The organism is Microbacterium sp. NPDC089188, from assembly GCF_040685155.1.
Taxonomy (GTDB): Bacteria; Actinomycetota; Actinomycetes; order Actinomycetales; family Microbacteriaceae; genus Microbacterium; species Microbacterium galbum.
This window is the reverse complement of record NZ_JBFBHH010000005.1, coordinates 93,929-111,215: the sequence shown is the minus strand read 5'-3', so window position 1 is coordinate 111,215 and position 17,287 is coordinate 93,929. Positions and strand designations below refer to the sequence as shown.

General features: G+C 71.7%; 20 protein-coding genes. 13 read left to right on the top strand and 7 right to left on the bottom strand.

Translation table 11 applies throughout. The features are described 5' to 3' along the window. The first annotated feature begins 5 nt into the window (after nucleotides 1-5). Nucleotides 6-218, top strand: a complete 213-nt coding sequence (locus AB0N80_RS16575; protein WP_083708993.1) for a UDP-N-acetylmuramyl pentapeptide phosphotransferase — start codon at nucleotides 6-8, stop codon at nucleotides 216-218. Between the two features lie 80 nt (nucleotides 219-298). On the opposite strand, the gene AB0N80_RS16570 is transcribed toward AB0N80_RS16575, so the two are convergent. Continuing rightward, nucleotides 299-1,687 carry a DNA recombination protein RmuC gene (locus tag AB0N80_RS16570; RefSeq protein ID WP_363392229.1) on the bottom strand — a complete coding sequence of 463 codons (1,389 nt, stop codon included), beginning with the start codon at nucleotides 1,685-1,687 and terminating at the stop codon, nucleotides 299-301. A 137-nt stretch (nucleotides 1,688-1,824) separates the two neighbouring features. Then, complete coding sequence (locus AB0N80_RS16565) at nucleotides 1,825-2,418, bottom strand: 3'-5' exonuclease (RefSeq protein WP_363579523.1); 594 nt, start codon at nucleotides 2,416-2,418, stop codon at nucleotides 1,825-1,827. A 237-nt stretch (nucleotides 2,419-2,655) separates the two neighbouring features. Here AB0N80_RS16565 and AB0N80_RS16560 point away from each other — a divergent pair, with 237 nt between their 5' ends. From AB0N80_RS16560 to AB0N80_RS16545, 4 genes are all read left to right on the top strand, one after another. After that, a complete protein-coding gene (locus AB0N80_RS16560; RefSeq protein ID WP_363579521.1) occupies nucleotides 2,656-3,405 on the top strand; it encodes a class I SAM-dependent methyltransferase in 750 nt (249 codons plus the stop codon). Nucleotides 3,406-3,445: 40 nt separating this feature from the next. After that, nucleotides 3,446-4,519 (top strand): redox-regulated ATPase YchF, encoded by a 1,074-nt coding sequence (ychF, locus tag AB0N80_RS16555; RefSeq protein WP_315995315.1) that lies wholly within the window; start codon nucleotides 3,446-3,448, stop codon nucleotides 4,517-4,519. A gap of 24 nt (nucleotides 4,520-4,543) precedes the next feature. Beyond that, a complete protein-coding gene (locus AB0N80_RS16550) occupies nucleotides 4,544-5,083 on the top strand; it encodes a hypothetical protein (protein ID WP_363579519.1) in 540 nt (179 codons plus the stop codon). A 79-nt stretch (nucleotides 5,084-5,162) separates the two neighbouring features. After that, complete coding sequence (locus AB0N80_RS16545) at nucleotides 5,163-5,912, top strand: hypothetical protein (RefSeq protein WP_315995316.1); 750 nt, start codon at nucleotides 5,163-5,165, stop codon at nucleotides 5,910-5,912. 143 nt (nucleotides 5,913-6,055) lie between these two features. Here the strand turns inward: AB0N80_RS16545 and AB0N80_RS16540 are convergent, their stop codons facing one another. Further along, a complete protein-coding gene (locus AB0N80_RS16540) occupies nucleotides 6,056-6,925 on the bottom strand; it encodes a hypothetical protein (RefSeq protein ID WP_363579517.1) in 870 nt (289 codons plus the stop codon). A gap of 179 nt (nucleotides 6,926-7,104) precedes the next feature. Between AB0N80_RS16540 and AB0N80_RS16535 the strand changes: the two genes are divergently transcribed. The 3 genes from AB0N80_RS16535 to AB0N80_RS16525 are packed head-to-tail and all read left to right on the top strand — an operon-like array spanning nucleotide 7,105 to nucleotide 9,659. After that, nucleotides 7,105-7,665, top strand: coding sequence for a hypothetical protein (locus AB0N80_RS16535; protein ID WP_363579515.1), 561 nt, complete (start codon nucleotides 7,105-7,107; stop codon nucleotides 7,663-7,665). Next, the gene (locus AB0N80_RS16530) at nucleotides 7,666-9,048 is read left to right on the top strand and encodes an ATP-binding protein (protein ID WP_363579513.1); all 1,383 of its coding nucleotides are present in this window, start codon (nucleotides 7,666-7,668) and stop codon (nucleotides 9,046-9,048) included. Further along, the gene (locus AB0N80_RS16525) at nucleotides 9,045-9,659 is read left to right on the top strand and encodes a response regulator transcription factor (protein WP_315995320.1); all 615 of its coding nucleotides are present in this window, start codon (nucleotides 9,045-9,047) and stop codon (nucleotides 9,657-9,659) included. The genes AB0N80_RS16530 and AB0N80_RS16525 overlap by 4 nt, the downstream gene beginning before the upstream one ends. Before the next feature lie 6 nt (nucleotides 9,660-9,665). Here the strand turns inward: AB0N80_RS16525 and AB0N80_RS16520 are convergent, their stop codons facing one another. Together AB0N80_RS16520 and AB0N80_RS16515 are read right to left on the bottom strand one after the other, a co-directional pair. Continuing rightward, nucleotides 9,666-10,169, bottom strand: coding sequence for a class F sortase (locus tag AB0N80_RS16520; protein WP_363392293.1), 504 nt, complete (start codon nucleotides 10,167-10,169; stop codon nucleotides 9,666-9,668). 137 nt (nucleotides 10,170-10,306) lie between these two features. Then, entirely contained in the window at nucleotides 10,307-11,017 is a 711-nt protein-coding gene (locus tag AB0N80_RS16515) for a CHRD domain-containing protein (protein WP_363392212.1), read from the bottom strand. A gap of 178 nt (nucleotides 11,018-11,195) precedes the next feature. Between AB0N80_RS16515 and AB0N80_RS16510 the strand changes: the two genes are divergently transcribed. Together AB0N80_RS16510 and AB0N80_RS16505 are read left to right on the top strand one after the other, a co-directional pair. Further along, entirely contained in the window at nucleotides 11,196-11,771 is a 576-nt protein-coding gene (locus AB0N80_RS16510) for a sigma-70 family RNA polymerase sigma factor (protein ID WP_363579511.1), read from the top strand. Further along, nucleotides 11,755-12,450, top strand: a complete 696-nt coding sequence (locus AB0N80_RS16505) for a hypothetical protein (protein WP_363579509.1) — start codon at nucleotides 11,755-11,757, stop codon at nucleotides 12,448-12,450. The genes AB0N80_RS16510 and AB0N80_RS16505 overlap by 17 nt, the downstream gene beginning before the upstream one ends. 34 nt (nucleotides 12,451-12,484) lie before the next feature. On the opposite strand, the gene AB0N80_RS16500 is transcribed toward AB0N80_RS16505, so the two are convergent. Further along, the gene (locus tag AB0N80_RS16500; RefSeq protein WP_363579507.1) at nucleotides 12,485-13,801 is read right to left on the bottom strand and encodes a D-alanyl-D-alanine carboxypeptidase; all 1,317 of its coding nucleotides are present in this window, start codon (nucleotides 13,799-13,801) and stop codon (nucleotides 12,485-12,487) included. 172 nt (nucleotides 13,802-13,973) lie between these two features. On the opposite strand from AB0N80_RS16500, the gene AB0N80_RS16495 reads away from it, so the two are divergent. Both AB0N80_RS16495 and AB0N80_RS16490 read left to right on the top strand, forming a co-directional pair. Beyond that, nucleotides 13,974-14,144: a CsbD family protein gene (locus AB0N80_RS16495; protein ID WP_074697048.1), complete on the top strand. Its 171-nt coding sequence runs from the start codon at nucleotides 13,974-13,976 to the stop codon at nucleotides 14,142-14,144. A gap of 98 nt (nucleotides 14,145-14,242) precedes the next feature. Then, complete coding sequence (locus AB0N80_RS16490) at nucleotides 14,243-15,211, top strand: aldose 1-epimerase family protein (protein ID WP_363579505.1); 969 nt, start codon at nucleotides 14,243-14,245, stop codon at nucleotides 15,209-15,211. Between the two features lie 72 nt (nucleotides 15,212-15,283). Here the strand turns inward: AB0N80_RS16490 and AB0N80_RS16485 are convergent, their stop codons facing one another. Beyond that, nucleotides 15,284-15,694, bottom strand: coding sequence for a glucose-6-phosphate dehydrogenase (locus tag AB0N80_RS16485; protein ID WP_315995327.1), 411 nt, complete (start codon nucleotides 15,692-15,694; stop codon nucleotides 15,284-15,286). Between the two features lie 177 nt (nucleotides 15,695-15,871). On the opposite strand from AB0N80_RS16485, the gene AB0N80_RS16480 reads away from it, so the two are divergent. Next, on the top strand, nucleotides 15,872-17,281 hold the full coding sequence (locus AB0N80_RS16480) for an SPFH domain-containing protein (protein WP_363579503.1): 1,410 nt from the start codon (nucleotides 15,872-15,874) through the stop codon (nucleotides 17,279-17,281). Nucleotides 17,282-17,287: the final 6 nt, after the last annotated feature.

Sequence of the window (17,287 nt, the reverse complement as noted above, 5' to 3'; positions counted from 1 at the left end):
CGTCCATGGCAACAGCTCCGACGAATCAGACCGCACCTCAGACAGGTGCGCAGGCGGTCATCGCCAGCGCCGTCGACCCGGCTCGACGTCCCGACGTCCTTCTCCGCGTCCGTCGCGATGAGGGCCATGAAGTCAGCGCGTGGTGGATGGTCGGGGCGTTCGTCGCCGTCTCCGCCGCCGTGGTCAGCCTGCTGAGTTGGGTTCCCGGCGGGGCCTGAGTCTCGCGTTCTCGCACCGGGTCGATCCCTTGGGGTCGGCCCGGTTTCGCGTGGAGGGGCGGCAGCGGGGTGCTCGGTGCTCAGGGCTCGGAGCGATTTCCGGGTTCGTCGAGCAACCCGGCTCGCGCGCGGACGCCACCCAGATCGGCGTACGCGGACGACGCGCCGGTGTCGGCGGGCGACGCGTCGACGGGCGGCACGCGGGAGGGTGACGCGTCACCGGCGGGATCGTCATCGCCCGTGGTCGTGCCGAGGTCGAGCATCTCCGGCGCGGTCCAACGGCGCGGTGCGGCGTCGAGCGCGGGGGGAGCAGCGACGGACGCGAGCTTCGTCTCGTCGATGCCGGGGAATTTGCGTGCGGTGACGAGCACACGCGATTCGAGCGACCCCGCGAACCGGTTGTAGCTGTCGACCGTCTTCTCGATCGCGCGACGCAGGTCGTTGGCGTGACCGGCGAGGACCCCGACGCGTTCGTACAGCTCGGTACCGAGGTGGAAGAGCGTGCGGGCCTCGTCGGAGACGTCCTGCTGCGTCCAGGTGAAGGCCACCGTCTTCAGCACCGCCCAGAGGTTGACGGGGGAGGCCAGGGCGACGCGCCGCGCGAAGGCGTACTCGAGGAGCGTCGGGTCTTCGTCGAGGGCGGAGGCCAGGAGCGATTCGCTGGGCAGGAAGCACACCACGAACTCGGGGCTCGTGGTCAGGCCCGCCCAGTACGCCTTCTTCGCGAGGGCGTCGACGTGCGCCCGCACCGCTCGGGCGTGCTTGCTGAGGAGGGCGGCGCGGCGCGCGCCCTCGTCTCCGTGTGCGGTCACCGCGATGGCGCTGGCCTGGAGGTAGGCCTCGAGAGGGACCTTGGCATCCACCGCGAGGGCTTTGCCGCCGGGAAGACGCACCACCATGTCGGGGCGGCCCGCGCCGGCGTCGCTCGAGATCGCCGCCTGGAGGTCGAAGTCGACGTAGCGGGTGAGCCCGGCGGCCTCGACGACGCGTCGCAGCTGCGTCTCGCCCCACACTCCGCGCGTCGTGCCCGATCGCATCGCCGAGGCGAGCGATTCGGTGGTGGCGCGCAGCGCTTCGTCTGCCTCGCGGGAGAGTCGCAGTTGCTCGCCGAGCGCGGAGTACTGCTCGACCCGGTCGCGCTCCAGCCCGTCGACCTTGCGCTGCATCGCGTCGAGGGTCTCGCGGACGGGGTCGAGGGCGCGCAGCACGGTCTGCTCGCGACGCTCTCGTTCTTCGCGTGCGGCCTGATCGGCCCGGGACTGGCCCACGAGCTCGCGGTACATCGCCGCCTGATGCTCGAGCTGCTGCTGCAACCCCGCGCGCGCGGTCTCGGCCGCGATCGCGCGTGTCTCGAGACCGCGCTGCTCGGCGGCGCTGCGCGCGGACGTGCGGGCACCGGCGATGAACCAGCCGCCGGCGACGCCGAGCGCCAGGGCGAGGATCACGAGGACGAGGGTGATGGCATCCATGGGGTCAGCATGCCCCACACCTCCGACATCGCCGGAAAGACGGGCCGGGCGGGCTCGGGCGACGGGTGCGGAGTGGGCGGGCGGTCCCGGGCCGCGAGCGAGCGTGCGGATGACCGAAGGGCGTCGTACGGAAGGGGTCAGGCGACGGCGCGCTCGGCCGGTTCGACGGCGATCTGCGAGATGCGCACGCCGAGATGCGCCGCGAGACCCTGCACGTCGTCGACCCCGGCGCGGCGGGCGCAGTCGATCGTGATCTCCGCGCACGCGACCGCGTCGGCGAGCGCGTCGTGGTGCGCGAACGGCGAGCATCCCGCTTCGGCGGCGACGAGCGGCAGCCGGTAGGAGGCGAGCGTGTAGGTCTTGCGCGACATCTGCACGCTGCAGAGATAGCGGTACGGCGGGCATTCGTCGCCGGTCGCCGCGCACGCCCGTCGGAGCACCGACATGTCGAACCCGGCGTTGTGCGCCACGAGCACGTCGGAGCCGGCGAAGGCCGTGAGCCGTGCGAGCTGGGCGCTCCACGACGGCGCGTCCTCGACGTGGGCGGGCTGGATGCCGTGGATGCCGATGTTGATCGGCGCGAAGTGGTCGTGTCCGGGCGGCGGCTTGATGAGCCACGCCGCGGTCGCCACCACGCGTCCTCCGCGAACGCGGGCGAGGCCCACGGCGCACGCGGACGCACCGCTGGAATTCGCCGTCTCGAAGTCGATCGCGGTGAAATCCAGAGCCACGCATCCACCCTGCGCCGCCGGGACCGCGTCGGGAGGGAGGCGCGCCGGGGTCTGCGTCGCACCGGCGTGCGGATACGTTCTCGCGGCGCGACCGCGCGTCGAGGGCGCCGCACAGGGGTCGTGGCGGAACGTGCCCGCCCGTGGCATCCGGGGCCGCGGTGGGGGCCGTGGCTCCTGGGCGGGCCGGCGCGCGGGAGCATGGAGTGCGTGTCGGAGGGGCGGCGTAAGGTCGAGGCCATGACGGGGAGTGAGAAGTCGACGTCGTTCGGGCAGGCGGCATCCGCGTACGAGTCGGGCCGCCCGGGATACCCGGCCGAAGCCGTGGCCTGGCTGCTGGCTCCGGTGCGCGAAGAGGGGCGCGCCCTGCGCGTGGCCGACGTGGGGGCGGGCACGGGAAAGCTCACGCGGGCGGTCGTCGAGCTCGGCGCCGACGTGGTGGCGATCGACCCGGATGCCGACATGCTCGCCGCCCTGCGCTCCTCCGTCCACGGCGTGCCGACCTTCGCCGGCACGGCGGAGCGTCTGCCGCTGCCCGATGCCGGTCTCGATGCGGTCGTGATGGGTCAGGCGTGGCACTGGGTCGACGTCGACGCGGCATCGCGCGAGGTGGGGCGGGTGCTGCGCAGCGGCGGGTCCCTCGGTCTGATCTGGAACATCCGCGACGACGCCGTCGATTGGGTGCGCCGTCTCACCGCGGCGATGGGCGGGTCGAACGCCGAGGTGCTCCTCGCGACCACCGGCCCACGGGTCGCGGAGCCACTCGCGCCGCTCGAGCACGAGCAGTGGCGCTGGGAGCGACCCATCACCCTTCCCCTGCTGCGCGAGCTCGTCTCCTCGCGCAGCGACGTCATCACGGCCGACCCCGAGACCCGCGCACGGATCGATGCCGCGGTCGACGAGGTCGTGGCATCCGTCCCCGGATTGGCCGACGGGGCCACGGTCGCGCTGCCGTACGTCACCCACGCGTTCCGCGCGCGGCGGCCGTGAGGCGGGTGGGCGCCGCCCGGGCCGGGTAACCTGGACTCCCGTGGCTCTTACCATCGGAATCGTCGGCCTTCCCAACGTCGGAAAGTCGACCCTCTTCAACGCCCTGACCAAGAACTCGGTGCTCGCCGCGAACTACCCGTTCGCCACGATCGAGCCCAACGTCGGGGTCGTGAACCTTCCCGATGCACGCCTGCAGCAGCTGGCCGACGTCTTCGGCAGCGAGCGGCTCGTGCCGGCCGCGGTGTCGTTCGTCGACATCGCCGGCATCGTGCGCGGCGCGAGCGAGGGCGAGGGCCTCGGCAACCAGTTCCTCGCGAACATCCGTGAAGCGGATGCCATCGCCCAGGTCGTCCGCGGGTTCGCCGACGACGACGTGGTCCACGTCGACGGTGCGGTCAACCCCGCCAGCGACATGGAGACGATCAACGCCGAGCTGCAGCTCGCCGACCTCCAGACCCTCGAGAAGGCCATCACGCGCTACGAGAAGGAGGTCAAGGGCAAGAAGCTCGACCCCTCCGTCCTCGACGCGGCCAAGGCCGCGCAGGACGCGCTGCAGCGCGGCGTGCTGCTCTCGGGATCCGGTCTCGACCTCTCGCCCATCCGCGAGCTGGGTCTGCTGACCGCCAAGCCTTTCATCTTCGTCTTCAACGTCGACGAGGCAGTGCTCACCGACCAGGCTCGCAAGGACGAGCTGTCGGCGCTGGTGGCGCCCGCGAAGGCCGTCTTCCTGGATGCCAAGATCGAGTCCGAGCTGATCGACCTCGACCCCGAGGATGCCGCCGAACTTCTGGCATCCACCGGTCAAGACGAGTCGGGCCTCGACCAGCTCGCTCGTATCGGCTTCGACACGCTCGGCCTGCAGACCTACCTCACCGCCGGCCCCAAGGAGGCCCGCGCGTGGACGATCCCGCAGGGCGCGAAGGCCCCGCAGGCGGCCGGTGTCATCCACACCGACTTCGAGAAGGGCTTCATCAAGGCCGAGGTCATCTCGTTCGCCGACCTCGTCGAGCTCGGCTCGGTCGCCGAGGCCCGAGCGAAGGGCAAAGCGCGCCTCGAGGGCAAGGACTACGTCATGCAGGACGGCGACGTGGTGGAGTTCCGGTTCAACAACTGACGCTCGGGTGAGGGGCGACGGCCGATGACTTCCCGGGACATCGTCGCGCGCTACGACGCAGTCACGCGGGCAGCCGTGGAGAGTGCCCTGCGGAAGGCCGTGCGCGGGCAGGGTATCGCGGCGATCGCCCTCGCCGCGGTGTGGGGACTCGTCACGCTGCTCCCACTCGTCGCCGCGGCCGTCGCCGGGCAGGCCAGCGCCACTCTGGTACTCGTCTTCGGCGCGCTGCTCCTCGTTCCCCTCGCCATCGGCGTCTTCGGTGTGCGCCAGCTCCGGCGACGACCACGCATACCTGAGATGGCCGTCGCAATCACCCCCACCAGCGTGCATTTCTCGGCCCTCGAACGTTCGTCCGGCGTGGCTGGACGAGTGCCGGCCGAGGAGTGGGCGCGGGAGGGGACGACCGCCGAGATCAGACCGGCGTCCGGACTGCTGCCGACGGCCGCCATCGTCTTCACGCGGCACGACGGACGCACACGGCGGCGCCGGACGGTCTCCGCCGAGCATCTCGACATCGACCCGCGGACGATCGTCGATGTGCTCGGCGGTCCGCCGTCCGCCTAGCGACGATGCGTCGCGACGCGGCAGAGACCTGGCCACCCGTACCGTCCGTCGTCGGATGCTCTTTCCTACACTGGGCTCCATGGACACCCCCGACGCCCGCATCGCCTCTGTTCCGCCCGGGTGGGTGTGGCCGGCGGCATCAAAGAAGCGGTTGTCTCTGCTGCCCGCGGAGATGTTCAACCGGACGTTCGAGCGGGCGCCCGACGACTGGCTGCACGTCGCCCCGCTGAAGAAACCTCCGCTGTTCCTGACCGTCGTGACCGGTGTCATCACCCTGTTCCTCGGGTGGGTGGTGGTCGCCGTGTTGATGCAGGCCGGCACCACCCCGGCGATGGAGGGCCCGATTCCGTACGTGATCGCGGGTGTCTTCGGGCTCATCGGGCTGTTCTTCCTCATCTCGTTCATCAGCCTGCTCTTCGCCTCGCGGAGCCGCTCATCGTGGGGCAACCGTCAGTGCGTGGCGGTCGGGCGCAGCGGTATCGCGGTGCGGTTCCAAGGCGTGGGCACGAACATCCCGTGGTCCGAGGTGAAGGCAGTGGTCGCGACGACGACGAACGACTCGGGGGTGCAGCAGGCGCGCCCGGTGAAGATCCCGGTCCTGCGGATCGAGCGTGACGTCGACCTCGCCTCGGGCGAGCTGCGGTCGTGGCAGATCGCCACGTTCGCGCTCGACGCGGCGCCGCGCGCGGTCTATGCCGCGGCTCACTTCTACTGGACGCACCCGCATCTGCGCGCGGAGCTCGGGACCACCGTGGCCCAGCAGCGCATCGACGGATTCGCCGGGTTCGCGCCCACGACGGTGGGGCCGCAGGGCGTCGCCGGCTTCTGACCGCGAACGGTGGCAGTCGAGCGCCGACCGTCCACGCCGTCGAGAGCGGGGTCACGGCGAGCCCGTCGCGAGGAACACGACAGCGCCCCCGGCCATCCGACCGGGGGCGCTGTGTTCTTCGGGCCTGTGTGTTCCCAGGGAACTCAGCCGCCGATCGGCGTCGGGTTCGTCGGGTCGGGCGGAACGGGGAGCGAACCGTTGATGCGGTTCTGCGCCTGGCACTGGCTCGTGCAGTTCGTGGCGCCGGCCGACAGTTCCACGGCATCCTCGCCGAGCACGCCGCCCATGCGGCCGCCCGAGGTCACGGTCCACTTCGTGACGGTGGCATCCTGATACGTCTTCGTCGCGACCTGGGGGCTGTCCTTGCCGAGCAGCATCTGGTGGGCATTCGCGCCGGAGGCGACGGCATCCACTCCGTTTCCGAAGTTGATCTTGCCCGTGTACTGGTTCACGAAGGAGAACAGACCGGGGCCGAGCGTGTGCACGAGTTCGACGGGGGCGGCGAACTCGGGCTCCATCTGGAAGATGCCGCCCTGCGCGCCGTCCTTGGCCTGGATCTTGAGCTTGCCGGCCGCCGTGGTGAAGATCGCGACGATCGCGTCGTCACGCACCTCGAGGCTCGACAGGCGGGTGCCCGCGCGCTGCGCGGCGGTGAGCGTCGGCACCTTCGACGCGAACACCACGGTGGGGCTCGTGACCATGCGCTGCGTGTCGGGGGCGCCGGTCAGGGTGTAGTCGTACACGCCCAGGGTCACGGGGTCGATCGTGAAGCGGTTGTTCGTCCCGCTCACGGTGATGCGGCCCGAGACGGCGATGTCCTTCAGCTTCGCGTCCTTGCCGGGTGCGGGGTTGTAGGTGGTGCCGTTGACGGTGACCGCGTAGTCACCGCCCGCTGAGGTCGTCTTGGCCTGGGCCGCGGTGGGGAGGAGGAGTCCGGATGCCGCGACCAGGGCGGCCGCGAGGATCGCGGTGCCGCGGGCCAGGCGGCGGCGGGACGGGGTGCTGATGCTCATGCTCTCTCGTTTCGTCGGTGGGCGAGCTGTGTCCACCGTCGGTCCGCGACCCCGGGCCGGGCAATGCGACCTTGGTACTACGACCATCGTCCGATGGCCCCGGTGCGCTGTTTCGCGGACAGTGGGTCATGACAGTCCTCGTCGCGGGTGACAATGCAGAGGGCGGAAGGATGGATGACATGAAGAAGCGGATCCTCATCGGCGCGGGTGCGCTGGTGCTCGCCGCCGCCCCCGCGGCGGTGGGGCTGTGGGGCAATGCCTCGTTCGCCGAATCGGTTCCCGTTCCCGTGCCGACGTCGGTCCAGGTGGGCGTCCTCACTCCGAGCCCCGGCCCGAGCGTGGACGACCACGGCGGTGATCGGGACCGGGACCGACGGAGCGAGCCGGGCGACGATCGTGACGCGGATGGCGACGCCGCCGCGGACGACCGACGCGGCTCGACCTCGGACGATTCCTCCGTGTCCGGGAACATCGACGACCACGGCGGGTCGGCCGTCACGGACGATTCCGTCGCTCCCTCCGGGGCCGATGACGGCGGGGGAGAGGTCCCCCGCGACGCTCGCGTCGAACAGGGCGACGACCGGACCTCATCGGATGCCGGCGCCTCCGATGACTCGCGAAACGGCGGCGATGACGCGGCCTCGGGCGGGTCGGGTTCCGGCGGTTCCGGCTCCGATGACAGCGGCCGCCATGGAGGACGCGACGGTGGTGACGGTGGTGGCCGTGGGGGAGACGACTGAGTGACATCGGACCCGTCCGCCTCTCCCTGGCAGGTGCTGGTCGAGGCCCGAGCGGCGTCGGCGGCACCTCGCCGCTTGTCGACCCGTGCAGTGCTCGTGCGCCTCGCCGCGGGCCTGGCCGCCGTGCTCGTCGCGGTCGCCGCCCTCGCCGGGTTCGGCGCGCAGTGGCTCGCGGAACGCGAAGCCGTCAATGATGCCGCGCAGGTCACGAACGTGCTCGCCGACGCCGTGGTGCGTCCGGTCCTGACCGACGGACTCGCGGCGGGGGAGGACGCCGCGCTCGCCGCGTTCGACGAGACGGTGAGGTCGCAGATCCTCGGAGACGACGTCATCCGGGTGAAGATCTGGGATACCGAGGGGCGCGTGCTGTACGCCGACGAGCCGCAGCTGATCGGACGCACCTTCGCCCTCGACGACGCACAGCGCGCGGCCCTGGCCGCCCCGTCGACCCGCGCGGCGGTCTCGGATCTGTCGGAGGACGAGAACGAGTTCGAGACCGGTTGCCGGCTGCTCGAGGTGTACCGGCCCATGTGGACACCCAGTGGGCAGCAGGTGCTGTTCGAGGTCTACTACCCGTACGAGCCGGTCGCCGCGCGTTCCGCCGAGCTGTGGCGCGGCTTCGCGGGGGTGACGACGAGCAGTCTGCTGCTGTTCGTCGTGCTGACGGCCCCGATCGTCTGGACGTTGCTGCGCCAGCTCCGAGGCGCGGAGGCACGCCGGGCGGAACTGCTGCAGCGTGCCGTGGACGCATCGGACGCGGAGCGTCGGCGGATCGCCGGATCACTGCACGACGGCCCGGTGCAGGAGCTCGTCGCGACCAGTTACGGGGCCGAGGCCGCCGCCGTCGCCGCCGACGCGCGCGGAGAGGAAGAGGGAGCCGCCGGCATGCGCGAGGTCGCGGGCGCCGTGCGCGGTAACGTGCGGGTTCTGCGATCGCTCCTCGTCGACATCTACCCCGAGAGCCTCACGGCGTCGGGCCTGTCCTCGGCGCTGCACGACCTCGCCGCGACCGCCCGGACGCGTGGCGTGCCGGTCGTCCTCGACCTGCGCGCGCCCATCGATGCACTGTCGGAGGCGCACGAGCGCCTGATCTATCGGATCGTCCAGGAGGCCCTGCGAAACGCCGTGACCCACGCCGCGCCCTGCACGGTGACCATCGCGGTCGCGGCCGACCGTGGACGCATCGACCTGGTCGTCGCCGACGACGGCCCCGGCTTCGACGCCACCGCGGTGCTCGACGCCCCGGCCGAGGGGCACCTCGGTCTGCGCGTGCTCCGCGATCTCGCCACGGACGCGGGCGCCGAGCTCGCCCTGTCGACGTCCCCTGGCCGCGGCACGCGCTGGCGCCTGCGTTTCACCGACACCCCCCGGGAGATCCCATGATCCGCGTCCTCGTCGTCGACGATCACTCGATGGTGCGGGAGGGACTGGCATCCGTCCTCGCGGCCGAGGGCGACATCGCCGTCGTCGCCACGGCGGCGAACGGCGTCGACGCCCTCCGGGCGATCGAGGACGTCGACGTCGACGTCGCGGTCATGGACCTCTCGATGCCCGTGATGGACGGGGTCACCGCGACGCGCGAGATCCGCTCCCGTGCCGCCGGCATCCGGGTGCTCGTCCTGACCTCCTTCGGCGACCGTGACCAGGTGCGTCGCGCCGTCGCCGCGGGGGCGACCGGGTATCAGCTGAAGGATGCCGAGCCCCACGACCTCCGTGCGGCGGTGCGGGCCGTGCACGCCGGGCATGCCCCGCTGGATCCGCGCGTCGCGGGCGCGCTGCTCCCCGAGGAGATCACCGTGGACAGCGGTCTGAGCGCCCGCGAGGAGGAGGTGCTGCGCCTGGTGGCCGACGGGCTCGCCAACAAGCAGGTCGCGAACGCGCTCGGCATCTCGGAGCGCACGGTGAAGGCGCACCTGGGCAGTGTGTTCCGCCAGATCGGCGTGGCCGACCGGACGAGCGCGGCGCTGTGGGCGCGCGATCACCTCGGAACGTGACGGTCGTCAGACCCGCTCCGCGTAGACCACGCGGTTGTCGACGTAGTGCCCCGAATCGCGATCGAAGACGCCCCCGCACGTGATGAGTCGGAGCTCATCTCGCGCCGTCGCCCCGAAGACGCGCGCGGTGGGGAACGACGACTTGGGGTAGTCGGCCGCTTCGGTGACGCGGTACGCGTGCGTCCGGCCGTCGGCATCCTGCACCTCCACGACGTCTCCGACGACGAGGTCCTCGAGATCCTGGAAGACCGCGGGACCGGTGGGCGAGTCGACGTGCGCGGCGATCACCGTCGGGCCCGTGCCCCCGGGGCGCCCTCCGCCGGTGAACCAGCCGACCTCGTCGTAGTCGGCGGGAACCTCCATGGCGCCGTCGTCGGCGATGCCGAGGTCGATCAGTGACTCGTCCAGGTTGATCGCCGGGATCGACACGCGCACGGGAGGGGAAGCCGAGGCCGGGGACGCCGTCGAGGTCGGGGGCGATGATGACGCCGGGGGAGACGCGGTCGTCACGAGGGGCGTCGGCTCATCGGCCACAAGCGGGGAACTGCAACCGGTGACGGTCGTGAGCGCGCCGACGACGAGCACGCACGCGGTGCGCCGCTTCCATCCCGAGAAGGACGGCCGCCGCGCACCGCGCCGTGCGTCGGTCACTTCGCCGACGACGCGTGACGGCGGCGTAGCGCGAGTGCACCCGCGGCCACGACTCCCAGGCCGCCCGCTGCCGCGGCGAGACCCCACCCGCCGGCATCCGCCGTGGCGGAGCCACCGGCACCGGTGTCGACGCCGCCGACGGGGATCGCCGACAGCTGCCCGCGGACGACGCCGGCCGCGAAGTCGACGGTGTGCGAGTCGCCGGTGAAGCCGGCGGGGTCGGCCTCGATCTGCTTCAGGGTGAAGCCCTCGCCGGTGTCGACGCCGTCGGCGACCACGCCCGTGGTGAAGGGGCCCTGCAGGCAGCCTGAGGAGGTGCGGGGTCCGTCGCCCACGGGGGCGGGGTTGGGGAAGGCGATGCGGGGCGGCCCGGGCTTGCCGACGGCCGCTTCGTGGATGTGCGTGGCGGTCTTGGCGGGGCTCTGGTAGTCGCCGGTGACGCCCTCGAGGCGGATGTCGTAGCAGATGATGTCGAGGTCGGAATTGATGCGGAACGTGTACGTGCCGGTGGCGCCCTCCTCGCCGGGCGCGGCGACGCCGTCGTTGTTGATCACCTGATCGGGGGTGGCCATGACCGTGAACGCGCTCGTGAACTCGGCGGGTTCGGCCACCTCGGTCTCGGCGTGCGCGGGGAGCCCGACGGCCAGGAGGGCGACGCCGGCCAGGGCGCCGATCGTCAGTGGGCGGGCGTACGTCTTCTTCGTCATCGTCGTGCCTTTCGATCGGGACGCGGAGTGTCCGGTTGCGGGGGAGTACGACCGCCGGGGGCCGCGCGTTCACGGCATCCGGGATTTTCTTCCGCGCCGTGAACGCCGGCACCGCCCCGGTCGTACACCCCACGAGGCCGTCGGCAGGCGACGGTTACCCTCGGAGAGGACGACACGGGTGACGGAGTCCGAGTCCACAAGACGCGAGGGGGAGTTGCGGATGCGCGCCTCTCGGCGACCGAGCACACGCCCCGCGTTCGACCTACGCCGTGCGTTCGACGACAACGGCCACGCCCTGCTGGGATTCGCGGTGAACGCCCTGCGCGACCGGCCGTTGGCCGAGGACTGCGTGCAGGAGACGTTCCTCCGAGCGTGGCGGGCGCGCGACCGATTCGACGCGCGGGCCGCATCCGAGCGCACGTGGCTGTTCTCGATCGCGCGCAACGTGATCGTCGACGCCCTGCGTGCTCGGGCGCGGCTGCCGGTGATCGGCGACCAAGGCGAGCTTGAGAGCCGGGCGGCCGAGGCGATCGACCCGCTCGACCGCTTGCGCATGCTCGAGGCGCTGTCGATCCTCAGCGAGGCGCATCGCACCGCGGTCGTGGCGATTCACCTGCACGGTCGTTCGTATCAGGAGCTCGCAGATGCCACGGGCGTCCCTGTCGCGACGTGGCGCACACGAACGTTCCACGGGCTCCGCGCCCTCCGCACGCACCTCGAGGAGATGGAGGAGACCGATGCGCACTCCCGATGACCGCTGGGCCGAACTGGCCGCCGCCGCGCTGGCGGGTGAGCTGAGCGCGGCGGAGGAGGCGGAGTTCGACGAGCTGCGTCGCTCCGACCCGGCCCGCGCCGAGGAGTACGCCCACCTCGAGGACCTCACCGGACGGCTCCGTCAGGGCGACGTCGGGTGGGTCGCGCCGCGCGACGGCGGCGAGCTGTTCGCTCGGATCGAGTCCTCGCTGGGGGCCCCGGCTCCGGTGCCCCACGCGGCACCGCGGGAGCGACAGCGCCGATGGGTGACGCCGGTGGTCGCGGCCGCGTGCCTGGCGGGGGGCGTCGTGCTCGGGGTCAACGGCGTGGGGCTGTTCGACTCCTCGGTGCCGTCGGGCCCGCCCGGCACCCTCGGCGCCCTCGAGCGCGTCGCGGTGAGCGACGACCGCGACGGAGTGGACGTCTCGGCCGAGGTCGTCGCGCACACGTGGGGCACGGAGGCCTACCTCGAAGCGACGGGGCTCGACGTGGGGGCCACCTACGAGCTGGTCTTCGTCGGGGTCGACGGCGCGGAGTTCTCGGCGGGCGAGGTGCTGGGCTCCGAGGTGCCGATCGTCTGCCGTCTGAACGCGGCCGTTCTCCGGGGGGATGCCGTGCGCATGGAATTGCGCGACACCGGCGAGGCCGTGATCGCGCACGCGGACCTGCCCGCGGTCTGAAACGTCATGGCGGGAAGGGGCGCCCGCCCGGGCGTCAGCCCAGCTCGCCCGGGTGGGTCAGCCGCCACAGCAGCGTGGGCTCCTCGATGGCGCCGGAGATCCTCACGTCGGCCGAGGTCGATTGCGGACCCGCCGTCCACGTGACGGTCCCGACCGTCTCGCCATCGGCGTAGGTGCGCGGCGTCTCGGTGTCGAGGGCCACGGTCACGGGGGTGTCCGACCAGGTGCGCACCTCCGCATTCTTCGCGAGCACAAGCTCCGCCTGCGACCCCCAGGGCGTGGTGATCGTACCGATCGTCTCGCCGAGGCTGCCGACCTGCAGATCGTGGAACCCGTCGCTGACGCTCTGCAGCAGTCGCGCCACATCGTCGTCGGTGCTGTCGTGGGTCTCGCCGCCCAGGCGCACGCCCGTGATCTCGAGCGGGCTGCCGATGCCGACATCGAGGGACGCCGTGAACAGCAGGTTGAACGTGCCGTCGCCGAGATTGCCGGTCTTGAGTCCGTCGATCCCGAGCGTGCCCAGCAGATCGTTCGTATTGGTCACGGTGCCCGCACCGGTCACGCTGATCGAACGCATCGCCGTGATCGCGGCGATCGTGGGGTTCGCCCCGGCCAAGCGGGCGATGGCGACCAGATCGCCGGGCGTGGAGGTGTTGCGCGCGTCGATGCCCGTGGCATCCGCGATGCGGGTGTCGTTCAGGCCGTTGCGAGTCAGCCAGGACCGAGCGGCGTCGACGTACGCGCCCTCCGATCCGAAGCCCCAGCGGGCGATCGCGACCGCGTAGTTGCTCGCCGAGGGCAGGAGCATCGTGGCCAGGGCGTCGTGCAACGGCATGCGGGTGCCATCGGGCATGTTCGCGATCGTGACGCCCTGCACGTAGAAACGGTCGTACAGGTCGGTGTCGGCCTCGGTGAAGGCGATGGTGGGTCCGGGATCGGCGGCGTCGCCCAGCGGGTGCGCATCGAGCACGACCAGAGCCGTGATGAGCTTGGCAATGCTGGCGATGGGACGGGCGTCGTCGCCCCCCGACGACGCGAACACCCCGGCCGCATCGGGTCCGAGATACTGTTCGCCGCCGTCGATGCTCATCCGCACCGAGCCGGAGGAGGGCAGGACCAGGGATGCCGGGCCCGCCGCGTTCACGGTCGGCGTCTGCGAGGTGACGGTCGGGGCGGGCAGGGCCGCCGACGACGCCCACCAGACGTAGCCGCCGCCACCGCCGAGGGTGGCGAGGAGAACGACGAGGAAGACGATGAGCGCGACCCGGCCGGCCCGCCCGGGAGGTGCCGGCTCGCGCGGTGCCTCGTCGAGGAGACTGGAGAAATCGGCGAGCGTGTCGGGCGCGGTCATGAGGTGCGACCGCCCGTCGCGAATGATGCTTCCCCCCGGCGCATGCCTCGAACCTATCCCGTCGGCTTGCCTCACACGCACATGAATTTCAAGCCCCCCGCCGCGTCGGGCGCGCAGATCTAGCGTGGATGCACATCGGGAGATACCCGGAAACCTAACGGGAGGTGCCGACATGGGACTCGACGACAAGATCAAGAACGCCGCTGAGAACATCGCGGGCAAGGCGAAGGAAGCCACGGGCAAGGCCACCGACAACGAGCGCCTCGAAGCCGAGGGCCAGGCGGACCAGACCAAGGCCCACGCCAAGCAGGCCGGCGAGAACGTCAAGGACGCCTTCAAGTAAGTCGCCCTCCCCGAATGCCCCGACCCTCGCGGTCGGGGCATTCGTCGTTTCCGGAACGGATGCCGGAGGCAGGCGCCCGCGTTCGCGATAATGGCGGAATGACCGCTGCCGTTCCCACCGAGACGCCCACGCTCGTCTCGGGCACCCCCGTCGTCCTGCGCGCCCACGGCTACGAAGCCGCGATCGCCAGTGTCGGCGCGTCCCTCCGCTCGCTCACCTTCGACGGCCGTGACCTCGTGGTCCCCTTCGACGCCGACGAACTGCGACCCGCCTATCGCGGCACGACGCTCGCGCCCTGGCCCAATCGGGTGGTGGACGGCATCCATCGCTTCGACGGCGAGGAGCACCAGCTGCCGCTCACCGAGCCGAACCGCGGCCACGCCCTGCACGGTCTGCTGTCGTGGGTGGACTGGAACGTGCTCGACGCCTCCGACGACGCCGTCACGCTGACCGCGACCGTGACCGCTCAGGCCGGATACCCCTGGTGGCTCGTCGTGTCCACCACGTTCCGTCTCGGAGCCGACGGCCTGACGCAGACCGTGCGAGCGACCAACCTGTCCGACACCCCGGCGCCGTGGGGCACCGGCCCGCACCCCTACCTCGTCGCCGGTCCGGCCGCGCTCGACGAATGGTCGCTCTCGCTCCCGGCCGACACCGTGCTCGAGGTCACGCCCGATCGTCTCGCGCCGGTGGCCTTGGCATCCGTCGAGGTCGACGCCGACCGCTTCGACTACCGCGACGAGCGCGTGCTCGGCGCCGTCGAGATCGACCACGCCTACACCGGGCTGATCCGGGATGCCGACGGCCGCGCCACGGTCACCCTCACCGACCCCGCCGGCACCGGAGTGGCGATGACCTGGGCCGAGGACTGCCCGTGGGTGCAGATCCACACCGCCGACCTGCCGGCCGGGCCCGGGACGCCCGGGCACCGCGCGGGGCTGGCGGTGGAGCCGATGACCTGCGCGCCCGATGCGTTCAACGACGACGCCTACGACTTCGCCACCGGCGTGGTCTCGCTCGATCCGGGCGCGTCGCACGAGGCCGGCTGGACGATCTCGGCGCGCTGAGCCGGCCGCAGACGCGAATCGCCCCGGATCCGTCCGGGGCGATTCGTCGTTGCGAGCGGTCGGTCCGCGAGCTCAGACCACCTGGGTGCCGCACATGCCGCAGTCGCCGCCGGCCGAGACCTCGACGAAGCAGTCCGGGCACATCGCCCGCGTGGGCCGGTCGGTGATCGGGGTGGGCTTGGGGCTCGTGCTGCGGCGTTCGGCCTTCGGCGCGGCCGCGCGCGCACGGCGCATCTCGATGGTCGGGGCGGGCGGCGGGGGCGGGGCGACGGGCTTGTGCGCCTCGCAGTAGAAGCGGACGAATCCGCCGTGGTGCTTGGGGTGGCGGTGCTTCACCGCCCACAGCTCGGTGCGCTCGTACAGCGGACCGTCGGTGCCGCACGCGACGCACCGGGTGGCTTCGCCCGGTACGACGTCGGCGACGAGGACGGGGGCGTCGAAGCGGATGGCATCCCGCCAATCCTGCGACGAAACGATCTTCATGGGGGACCCTTCTTCGGCGGTTCGGGCCGCCTCACCCTCAACGGTACGCTCCTCCCCAGGCCCCTGGGGACGCCGATCGTGCGCTCCGGGGCTGGACAGTGCCCGCGGGGCGCCGGATAGGTTGGAAGCAATTCCCCCGCGCCGCCGCTCTCGTGCGGCGCCTGTCGAAGGAGAACCATGGAATTTGCTGCTCTGGGGGCGATCGGCATCGTCGTGGTCATCGCACTCGTCGTCGTCATCGTCGTCTTCCTCATCATCGCGGGGCTGATCCGCGGCTGGTACCGGGTCGCCAAGGCCGACGAGGCCCTGGTGATCGTCGGTAAGCGTCAGAAGGGCGCGGACGGCGGATCCTCCCGCATCACCGTCATCACCGGTGGCGGTGCGATCGTCAACCCGCTCACGCAGCGCGGCGAGATGATCTCGCTGCGCGCTCGTCAGATCAAGATGGAGCCGACCGCGCAGTCGTCCAACGGCGTGACCGTGAACGTCAGCGGTGTGGCGCTGGTCAAGATCGGCTCCGACCCCGAGTCGGTGCGCCGCGCGGCCGAGCGCTTCGCCTCGCAGGACAAGGCGATCGAGCAGTTCACGACCGAGCAGCTCGAGGGTGCGCTGCGCGGCGTCGTCGCGACGCTGACCGTCGAGGAGCTCATGCGCGACCGGCAGCGGCTGTCGGACCAGATCGCCGAGGGCATCAAGGGCGACCTGTCGTCGCAGGGCCTCATCCTCGACTCCTTCCAGATCCAGGGCGTCACCGACGGCAACGGCTACATCGCCGCCCTCGGTGCGACCGAGGTCGAGCGCGTGAAGCGCGAGGCCGAGGTCGCCCGCATCAACGCGGTTCGCGAGATCCGCGCACGCCAGATCGCCACCGATGAGGCGAACCTGATCGAGCAGACGAAGCTCGACAAGAACAGCGCCGCGGCCAAGGCCGAGGTCGGTCGGGCCAACGCCGAGGCCGAGCAGGCCGAGGCCCTCACCCGCGCCGAGCGTCGCCAGGCGGTTCTGCAGCAGGAGGCGCAGAACACGCAGGCCCGCCTCGAGTCCGAGGTCTCCCGCGTGGCCGACGCCGACCTGTACCAGCGCCAGAAGGATGCCGACGCCGAGGCGTACGCGCAGATCAAGGCCGCAGAGGCTCGCGCTCAGATCGCCGAGCAGGAGGCCTCCGCCGTGCGCGTGCGCGCCGAAGCCGACGCGCAGGCCGTGCGCCTGGCCGGTGAGGCGCGCGCCGAGGCGATCCGCGCCGAGGCCGAGGCCCTGTCGCAGAACCAGGAAGCCCTGCTCGCTCAGCGCGCTCTCGAGGCGCTGGTGCCGATGATGGCCGAGTTCGCCAAGGGCTACGACCGCGTCGGCAACGTCACCGTCCTCGGCGGCGAGGGCGCGAGCGGCCACCTCGCGACCGAGTCGGCGACGGGCCTGCGCTCCTCGTTCGAGGCCGTGAAGGCGGCGACGGGGATCGACCTGACGCAGATCATCCAGGGCCGCGCCGTGGCCGACGCGTTCGCCGAGTCGGCGCGTCGCCCCGCGGCCGAGGCGCCGGCATCCAGCGCCCCCGCGGCGCCGCCCGCGGTGTCGGACCTCGGGGTCTGAGCGGCA

Coding starts and splice junctions, on each gene's coding strand:
- AB0N80_RS16545 (WP_315995316.1), top strand. CDS start 5,163: ATGGACACCCCCGACGCCCGCATCGCCTCTGTTCCGCCCGGGTGGGTG.
- AB0N80_RS16560 (WP_363579521.1), top strand. CDS start 2,656: ATGACGGGGAGTGAGAAGTCGACGTCGTTCGGGCAGGCGGCATCCGCG.
- AB0N80_RS16535 (WP_363579515.1), top strand. CDS start 7,105: ATGAAGAAGCGGATCCTCATCGGCGCGGGTGCGCTGGTGCTCGCCGCC.
- AB0N80_RS16550 (WP_363579519.1), top strand. CDS start 4,544: ATGACTTCCCGGGACATCGTCGCGCGCTACGACGCAGTCACGCGGGCA.
- AB0N80_RS16485 (WP_315995327.1), bottom strand. CDS start 15,694: ATGAAGATCGTTTCGTCGCAGGATTGGCGGGATGCCATCCGCTTCGAC.
- AB0N80_RS16490 (WP_363579505.1), top strand. CDS start 14,243: ATGACCGCTGCCGTTCCCACCGAGACGCCCACGCTCGTCTCGGGCACC.
- AB0N80_RS16525 (WP_315995320.1), top strand. CDS start 9,045: ATGATCCGCGTCCTCGTCGTCGACGATCACTCGATGGTGCGGGAGGGA.
- AB0N80_RS16570 (WP_363392229.1), bottom strand. CDS start 1,687: ATGGATGCCATCACCCTCGTCCTCGTGATCCTCGCCCTGGCGCTCGGC.
- AB0N80_RS16515 (WP_363392212.1), bottom strand. CDS start 11,017: ATGACGAAGAAGACGTACGCCCGCCCACTGACGATCGGCGCCCTGGCC.
- AB0N80_RS16575 (WP_083708993.1), top strand. CDS start 6: ATGGCAACAGCTCCGACGAATCAGACCGCACCTCAGACAGGTGCGCAG.
- AB0N80_RS16500 (WP_363579507.1), bottom strand. CDS start 13,801: ATGACCGCGCCCGACACGCTCGCCGATTTCTCCAGTCTCCTCGACGAG.
- AB0N80_RS16495 (WP_074697048.1), top strand. CDS start 13,974: ATGGGACTCGACGACAAGATCAAGAACGCCGCTGAGAACATCGCGGGC.
- AB0N80_RS16505 (WP_363579509.1), top strand. CDS start 11,755: ATGCGCACTCCCGATGACCGCTGGGCCGAACTGGCCGCCGCCGCGCTG.
- AB0N80_RS16540 (WP_363579517.1), bottom strand. CDS start 6,925: ATGAGCATCAGCACCCCGTCCCGCCGCCGCCTGGCCCGCGGCACCGCG.
- AB0N80_RS16480 (WP_363579503.1), top strand. CDS start 15,872: ATGGAATTTGCTGCTCTGGGGGCGATCGGCATCGTCGTGGTCATCGCA.